At 60.8% G+C, this 7,944-nt stretch carries 8 protein-coding genes; 6 read left to right on the top strand and 2 right to left on the bottom strand.

Translation table 11 applies throughout. The features are described 5' to 3' along the window. Positions 1-297 (bottom strand): hypothetical protein (locus tag GR158_RS25265; protein ID WP_210253304.1); only part of this gene is annotated, 297 nt, incomplete at its 3' end. On the opposite strand from GR158_RS25265, the gene GR158_RS24120 reads away from it, so the two are divergent. Together GR158_RS24120 and GR158_RS24115 are read left to right on the top strand one after the other, a co-directional pair. Next, positions 296-1,171 (top strand): class II fructose-bisphosphate aldolase, encoded by an 876-nt coding sequence (locus GR158_RS24120; RefSeq protein ID WP_160872923.1) that lies wholly within the window; start codon positions 296-298, stop codon positions 1,169-1,171. The two genes, GR158_RS25265 and GR158_RS24120, sit on opposite strands and share 2 nt — an antisense overlap. 4 nt (positions 1,172-1,175) lie before the next feature. Then, positions 1,176-1,877 carry an HAD family hydrolase gene (locus tag GR158_RS24115; RefSeq protein WP_160872922.1) on the top strand — a complete coding sequence of 234 codons (702 nt, stop codon included), beginning with the start codon at positions 1,176-1,178 and terminating at the stop codon, positions 1,875-1,877. A gap of 41 nt (positions 1,878-1,918) precedes the next feature. On the opposite strand, the gene GR158_RS24110 is transcribed toward GR158_RS24115, so the two are convergent. Beyond that, positions 1,919-2,980, bottom strand: a complete 1,062-nt coding sequence (locus GR158_RS24110; RefSeq protein ID WP_160872921.1) for a MurR/RpiR family transcriptional regulator — start codon at positions 2,978-2,980, stop codon at positions 1,919-1,921. 291 nt (positions 2,981-3,271) lie between these two features. On the opposite strand from GR158_RS24110, the gene GR158_RS25230 reads away from it, so the two are divergent. From GR158_RS25230 to GR158_RS24095, 4 genes are read left to right on the top strand one after another with little or no spacing between them, the layout of a single operon-like run. Further along, positions 3,272-4,258, top strand: a complete 987-nt coding sequence (locus GR158_RS25230) for a thiamine pyrophosphate-dependent dehydrogenase E1 component subunit alpha (RefSeq protein ID WP_202402433.1) — start codon at positions 3,272-3,274, stop codon at positions 4,256-4,258. A 21-nt stretch (positions 4,259-4,279) separates the two neighbouring features. Then, positions 4,280-5,284 carry an alpha-ketoacid dehydrogenase subunit beta gene (locus GR158_RS25225; protein ID WP_202402432.1) on the top strand — a complete coding sequence of 335 codons (1,005 nt, stop codon included), beginning with the start codon at positions 4,280-4,282 and terminating at the stop codon, positions 5,282-5,284. Between the two features lie 22 nt (positions 5,285-5,306). Then, positions 5,307-6,527 (top strand): transaldolase family protein, encoded by a 1,221-nt coding sequence (locus tag GR158_RS24100; RefSeq protein WP_160872920.1) that lies wholly within the window; start codon positions 5,307-5,309, stop codon positions 6,525-6,527. Between the two features lie 13 nt (positions 6,528-6,540). Next, positions 6,541-7,866 carry an acetoin dehydrogenase dihydrolipoyllysine-residue acetyltransferase subunit gene (locus GR158_RS24095; RefSeq protein WP_160872919.1) on the top strand — a complete coding sequence of 442 codons (1,326 nt, stop codon included), beginning with the start codon at positions 6,541-6,543 and terminating at the stop codon, positions 7,864-7,866. Positions 7,867-7,944: the final 78 nt, after the last annotated feature.

Genomic DNA, 7,944 nt, shown 5'->3' with positions numbered 1-7,944 from the left:
GAGGTTTTCTTCCTTTGAGACCATGCGACGGCCGGGCACGCACCGGCCGTTTGCATGTCGTGGCGGTGAAGTAAAAAATATTTCATGATTTTGAAGATTGATCGGGCTGTTGAGAGCGCATCGCGTCTCGGCTTCTTTGAGTGATGCGCTAAACTGCGCGAAGCAAATGATTTTTCGCAATGCCATCCAAGAAAATAATTTACATGAATACATCTTCTTGCTAGGGAGGGTGTAGCGATAGTGCCGCTTCGTCGCGTGGCGTAGGCGGCGAAAACCGGCAGGTGGAGTGAAAGTCATGGCATTCGTCACAATGGGTCCGATGCTGAAGCGCGCGCAGGCGGCCCGCTACGGCATCGCCGCCTTCAACATGATCGACTACAACAGCGTGCGCTCGATCATCGAGGGCGCGGCGGAGCTGGATGCGCCGATTATCGTGCAGGTCTCGGTGAAGACGATCAAGCACTGGGGCTACAAGCCGATCGCCACCTGGGTGCGCATGCTGGCGGATGATGTCGATGTGCCGGTGGCGCTTCATCTAGACCATTGCAGTGATGCGGACGTGATCGGTCGCTGCATCGATGCCGGCTGGTCGTCGGTCATGTTCGACGGTTCCTCGCTACCGTTTGCCGAAAACAAGGCGCGCTCGGAGGAAATCTACCGCATGACCGAACAGGCCGGCGTCGGGCTGGAGGCGGAGATCGGCGCGATCGGTGGCGTCGAGGACGACAAGTTCGTGGCGGAGGATGCCGCGATCCTCGCCAACTACGACGAATGCCTCGCCTTCGTGAAGGACATGCCGAACCTCGCAGTCTTCGCGCCCGCCATCGGAACGGCACATGGTTTCTACAAAGGGCAGCCGAAGATCGCCTATGATCTTCTCGAGCGCATCACGCAATCGATTTCCGTGCCGATTGCGCTGCATGGCGGGACGGGGCTCAGCCAGGAACAGTTCGACCGCTGCATCGCCGGCGGCTGCGCGAAGGTCAACATCTCGACCATGCACAAACATCGCTTCATCGAAGGCTTTATCGGCGTGCGTGCGGAAAAGCCCAAGCTGGAAGAGCCGCTCCCTTTCATCGTCGGGCAATATAACGCCATGAAGAAGGACGTCGTTGACATGATCCGCATCTTTGGATCGGCCGGCAAGGCCGCGCATGCGGCGGGGGCGTGAACCGATGCAGGCTCTTATTTTCGATTGCGACGGCGTTCTCGTAGACACCGAGCGCGACGGGCATCGTGTTTCCTTCAACGAGGCCTTTGCCGAACTCGGCATAGACTGCGTCTGGTCGGTCGAGCGCTATGGCGAACTGCTTCTGACCGCTGGCGGCAAGGAACGCATGCGGCGGCATTTCGATGAGACGGGTTGGCCCGCCGGCACCGAGGACCGGGACGCGTTGATTTCGACGATCCACAAGCGCAAGACCGCGATCTTCATGCGACTGATCGAGGAGGGCGGCCTGCCGCTTCGGCCCGGCATCGCGCGCATCGTTGACGAGGCCATTGCAAGCGGTATCACGCTCGCGGTTTGCTCGACATCGAACGAGAAGGCCGTCCAGGCGGTGGTCGATGTGATGCTCGGACCTGAACGGTCCAGGAAGATTACAGTTTTCGCGGGCGACATGGTCGCCGCCAAGAAGCCGGCGCCGGATATCTACAATCTCGCCGCGCGGACGCTCGGGCTCGATCCGAGCAATTGTGTGGTAATCGAGGACAGCAACAACGGGCTGCGCGCGGCCAAGGCGGCCGGCATGCACTGCGTCGTAACGATCTCGTCCTATACCGGCGAGGAGGATTTTTCGCTCGCTGACCGGGTCGTGGATGATCTGGATGCAGGAAACGTCGATATCTCGTTCTGCCGCGCACTCATCGACGCCTGAAAATTGGCATTCCGATCTGTGGTTCAAGCCGGCGGATTCGTTCAGCCGGCTTTTCCGCTTTTATGCCGATAGCGCTTTTCGAGAGCCTCGCCTGTGACCTTCAACGCCTTGGCCGGTTCTTCGCCCGCACGGAAGATCGTGCCGACATAAAGCAAGTCGATCAAAAACAGCTGACTGAGTCGTCCTTCCAGAAAGTCGCCGTGTAGCGGCACGAGCTGCTGCCCCGCACTCCAGGTAGTCAGCGCGACATCGGCGGCGCGCCCGACATCCGATCCGACATTGCTCGTGATGGCAATCGTCGTTGCCTTTCTCTCACGTGCCAGATGCAACGCGTCCGTTACCGTCTCGGTGGTGCCGGTATGCGAGATGCCGACCATCACGTCCTTCTCGGTCATCGTCGCGGCGACGATCGTCTGGGTATAGCCGTCGCGGAGACTGGTGGCCTCGAAGCCCGCCTTCATAAACATATGGGCGGCCTCGTCGCAGATCGCCGCCGCACCACCCACGCCGACGAAGACGATCTTGCGCGCATTGCGCAACGCTTCCACGGCCTGCTCGAGCCTGTGGGCGTCCAGCATGCGCTGCGTGCCGTCTACGCCGGCAATCAGAAGATTGGCGAGCTTGCTCGATGTGCTGATCAGGGAGTCCGTATCTTCGATCTCGAGCGGCAGGTTGACGAAGCTCGCGCGTGCGCGTGCGCCCTCGGCAAGCGACAGCTTCATGTCCGAATAGCCGTCATAGCCAAGCGCCCGGCTTACACGGCTGATCGTGGCTTCCGAGACGCCAAGCGTGCGGCCGAGTTCCGTAATGGATGAATCGAGACGCCGTCCGGCATTTTCCCGCAGGAAGTCCGCGACGATGCGCTCCGATTTCCTGAGCGTGCCATAGCGTTCCTGAATCCGTTCCAGAAGGTCGCTCTGCTTAAGGTCGCTCAAAGGTCGAGCATCAGTCATGACTTCAATCCAGGGTGCCGGCCGCGGCCGATAGGTCTGCTGAACATTGGTAGCACTATCGACTGGGGAAGAAAAGTTTACTCTCTGCTTTTTCAAGCCGGTACGTGCAGCGAAAAGCTCACCGCGTGATCGCTCGTTTTGCTGCGCCATAAACACGCCCGTCAGATTGTGGAAAGAATTTTACTTTTTACTGGATTTCTCTGCTGGTTTCGCAGGCGGCGCAAGGCGGAAGTTTTACTCTATTTTTTGTCTGCGATTCCGCATGACATAAAAAGCCATTAAAAAACAACGATTTTGGTTGTTCGTCATCTGCTGACGAGAGATTTCCCTGCTGAATTCAGCGCTTTCATTTATGAAGAAAATTTTCTCGACAACGTGTTTTTCGGATGTTAGAACGCCATTCATCGACAGGCGATCTTCATATCGGGGAGAGAGAAATCCATGGCAGCGCAGGCTCAGAAGGCGAATGCACCCTCGCGGGAGCTTCTGGAAAAACTTTTCAGGACGGCCTACAAAATCCGTGTCTTCGAGTCCGAAGGCATCAAGCTCTATCGTCAGGGGCTGATCCGTGGATACTTCCATCCCTATCTCGGGCAGGAGGGTATCGCGACAGGCGTTTGCGCCGCCTTGCAGGAAGGCGACTTCATCGCCTCGACCCACCGCGGGCACGGCCACTGCATCGCGTGGGGCGCCGATGTGAAGCGCATGGTGGCCGAACTCCTGCAGAAGGAGACCGGTTACTGCCGCGGCTACGGCGGCTCCATGCACATCGCCGACATCAGGGCCGGCAATCTCGGGGCAAACGGCATCGTGGGCGCCGGTACGCCGCTCGGCGTCGGTGCGGCGCTCGCCAACCAGATCAAGGGTAACGACGCCGTCACGGTGACCTTCTCGACGGACGGCGCCTCCAACAACGGCACGTTCCTGGAATCGCTCAATCTGGCGGCGATCTGGAACCTGTCCTACGTGCTCGTCGTCGAGAACAACCAGTATGCGGTCTCCACCCGCATCGAGGAATCGACGCGCGACGTCGATCTCTACAAGCGCGGCCTCGCCATCGGCGTCGAAAGCCATCAGGTCGACGGCAATGACTCACTCGCCGTCTATCACCTTATGCAGGATGCGGTTGAAAAGTGCCGCCGTGGAGAAGGCCCGATCCTCATCGAGGCGAAGACCTACCGCCACATGGGCCACCATGTGAACGATCCCGGCAAGTATATGCCGGCCGACACGCTGGCCTATTACAAGGAGCGCGACCCGGTCGATCGCGCGCGCAATGCTCTCGTCGAGATCGTCGGTCTCGACCAGGCCGAAATCGAAGCGATCGAAAACGAGATCAAGCAGGAATTCGAGGATGCCGTCGAATTCTCCAAGGCGAGCCGTGAGATCACGCTCGCCGAGTTCAACGAATTCGTCGAAGCATACTGAGCAGACGGGGAGGATCATACCATGGCCAGAGAAATCATGTACCGCGATGCGCTGCGCGAGGCGATCGACGAGGAAATGGAACGCGACAGCACCGTCTTCATCATCGGCGAAGGTATTGCCGAACGCGGTGGCTCCTACAAGGTCACGGAAGGCTTGCTGTCGAAATACGGTCCCAAGCGCGTGCGTGACACGCCGATTGCCGAAGCCGGCATGATCGGCGTCGGCGTGGGCGCGGCCATCGCCGGTGCCCGGCCGATCGTGGAAATTCTCTATATCGACTTCGCCATGCTCGGCATGGACATGATCGTCAACCAGGCCGCCAAGTTCCGTCTGATGACCGGCGGCGACGGTCGGGTTCCCTTCGTCATGCGCACGCAGGGCGGGACGGGCGGCGGCGTAGCGGCACAGCATTCGCAGAGCCTCGAGGCGCTGTTCTATCATATTCCCGGTCTGAAGGTCGTCATGCCGTCGACGCCGGCGGATGCGAAGGGTCTTTTGAAATATGCGCTGCGGCAGCCCGATCCGGTGATGTTCCTGGAGCACAAGCATCTGTACATGACGAAGGGCCTCGTTCCCGATGGCGAGCACGTCATCGAGTTCGGCAAGGGCGATATCAAGCGCCCGGGCAAGGACGTGACGCTGATCGCCTGGTCAAACATGATCCCGCGGACGCTGGAAGCAGCCGAGAGACTAGCGGCCGAGGGCATCGATGCAGAGGTGATCGATCCGCGCACGCTCGTGCCGCTCGACAAGGATATGATCCTTGGCTCGGTCGCCAAGACCAACCGTGCCGTCATCGTTCAAGAGGCCGTGCGTCGCGGCGGCGTCGCTTCTGATATCGCGTCCATCATTCAGGAGGAGGCGTTCTACCAGCTGGACGCGCCAATCGAGATCGTCGCCGGTCTCAACATACCGATCCCGTTCAACCTTGAGCTTGAAAAGGCAAGCGTTCCACAGGTGGACGACATCGTGCTTGCCGTGCGCCGCACGCTTCATTCGAAGCCGCTGGCGCAGGCCGCTGAGTGAGAAGAGAGATCGGGAGACGACCATGTCCTTGCATGTGCTGGAAAAGCTTGCGGCCACAAATCCGGACTGTGAAATCTGGTGGGATTCCTCACCCCTGATCTACGAGGGTTGGAAAGCCGCCGTCCTGAAGGATGCGCCTGCTGGAAAGCGGGCAGAATGGGAGGAGCAGCTGACGCGTCTCTTCGATGCGGAAACCGCTGCACGTGACGGAACGATGGGCTTTCGTGGCGTCACGACCAATCCGCCGCTTTCGCTCCAGGCGATCCAGGCCGATCCGGCCTTCTGGGCGGACGAGATCCGCAGGATCGGATCGACACGCAATGCCGATGATGTCGAGGATATCTACTGGGCGGTCTATCTCGATGTCGTGCGCCGCGGCGCGGCGATGATCCGCAGGGTCTTCGATACATCGGGCGGCAAGTACGGCTATGTCTCCGGCCAGGTGGATCCACGCTTCGTCACGGACAAGACGCGCATGCTGGAGCAGGGGCTCCAGCTTGCAGAGATTGCGCCGAACGTCATGGTGAAGATCCCCGGTTCGAAGGAAGGCTACGAGGTCATCGAGGAACTGACGGCCCACGGCATCTCCACCAACAACACGACGTCCTTCACCGTTCCGCAATATATCGCCTGCATGGACGCCGTCTCACGCGGTCTTGAGCGGGCAAGGGCAGCGGGTGTCGATCTGTCGAAATGGCGCTCGGTGATCACCCATATGTCGTCCCGTCTCGGGAATGTGGGCGACCTCAAGGCCCAGGCCGATGCGCGCGGTATTTCGCTTTCGCCGGAGGAAATTCTGCTTGGCGAAATGGCGGTGCTGAAGCGAGCCTATCGCTACGGCAAGGAGCGCAACCATCCCAGCAAGATGCTGCAATGCTCCATGCGCGTGCAGGACGAAGGCGAGGGCGGCAAGGCATCGAGCGGCCATATCGCGCTGATCGCCGGCGGCGACTTCGTCTATACCTGCCCGCCGGGCTACATTACGCAACTCATGAGGGCCGAAGACCGGCTACCGGATTTCGATCCCACCGCAATCGATACGGACGCGTCGCCGGAGCTCATCGAGAAACTGCTGCGCATTCCCTATTTCCGCCAGGCCTATGAATTCGACGGCATGAAGCCGGAGGAGTTCTCACGCTTTGGCGCCTTCGCCGCAACGGCTGCTGAATTCGCAGCCGCCACCCGCAAGACCGTGGATTTCGTCGCGCAGTCGGTCGAAACGCTCCACCGTCGCGTGGCCTGAGAGGAGAACCGTCATGGCACGTCCCATTCTGATGCCACAGGTCGGTCAGGACCTGACCGAAGGCAAGATCACGGCGATCCTCGTGAAGGTCGGCGACAAGGTCAAAAAGGGCGACATCGTCGCCGAGGTCGAATCCGAAAAGGCGGTCTTCGAGGTGGAGGCCTTCGAAACCGGTACGATCCTCGAAATACGCTACAATGTCGGCGACATGGGTGTTGTTCTTGAACCTCTCATGATGGTCGGCGACGAGGGCGAGAAGCTCGAAGCCGCCACCACTCCTGTCTCAGCTTTCTCCGGCGAAGACGCCCAGTCCATCGTCGAGACGGCCAAGGAGAACATCGCGGTCTTCCCGCGGGAGTCCGTCCGTGAAAACGAGACGGCCTTCCTGAAATCGGGAACCGGCGGTTCCTCGCCGCTTGCCCGACGGATTGCCGCTTCCGCCGGCATCGATATCGCCCGGGTGTCCGGCTCCGGCCCGCGCGGTGCTGTGGTGAAGCGCGATGTGGAGGCATTCAAGCGCTCCTCCGGCTCGGGCACGCTCGTCAACTTCGGCGGCGCCGCTTCGACGGCTTCAAGCGGCCGCAGCGTCCTCAAGACGCTGCAAGCCGGTGTGGGAGATCCGGTGCTGTTCGTTCACGGCTTCGGAGCCGAGCTTTCCGCCTGGCGGTCGTTCATCGGCCATATCAGCGTGGCCAATCCGATCCTCGCGATCGACCTTCCCGGTCACGGTGGCGCGGCGAATGCATCGGCCGACAGCTTCGACGATCTTGTGGCCGTCGTGCGCGCCACGCTAGCTGCCGAGAAGATCGAGCGGCTGCATCTGGTCGGCCATTCGCTCGGCGCGGCAGTCGCCACGACAATCGCCGGTGGTGGTGACTTCGACGTGCGGTCGCTGACGCTGATTGCGCCGGCCGGCCTCGGACCCAAGATCAACGGCGACTATGTGAGCGGGTTCCTATCCGCCAATAGCGAGGCGGCGCTTCAGGCCTGGCTTGGCCTTCTGGTTCATGAACCGGCGAGCCTGCCGGGCGTCCTGGTCCGCGCGACGCTCTCCGGCCGCGAAGGAACGGGTATGGTGGCGAACCAGACACGGCTTGCCGCCGGTGTCTTTGCGGGAAGCACACAGCTCTTCTCCGTGCGTGATGCACTCAACCGTTTCGGCGGCCCGGCCCGCGTTATCGTTGGAGAGCAGGACCGGGTCATTCCGGCAGAACACAGCAATGCATTGCCCGCGCATGTGGGGTTGCACCGCCTTCCACAGGTCGGCCACCTGCCGCAGCTCGAGGCCGCCCCGCTCGTCGGCCGGCTCGTGTCGCAGACCATTCGAAGCGCTAGCTGAGCGCTTCGCCTCCCGGCCGTGCCACGCACCTCTCCCTGGTGCGTGGCCGCGTCGAGCCAATATCCCTCGAAAGGAATG

The organism is Shinella sp. AETb1-6, from assembly GCF_009826875.1.
GTDB lineage: Bacteria > Pseudomonadota > Alphaproteobacteria > Rhizobiales > Rhizobiaceae > Shinella > Shinella sumterensis.
This window is presented reverse-complemented; position numbering and strand designations above follow the sequence as displayed.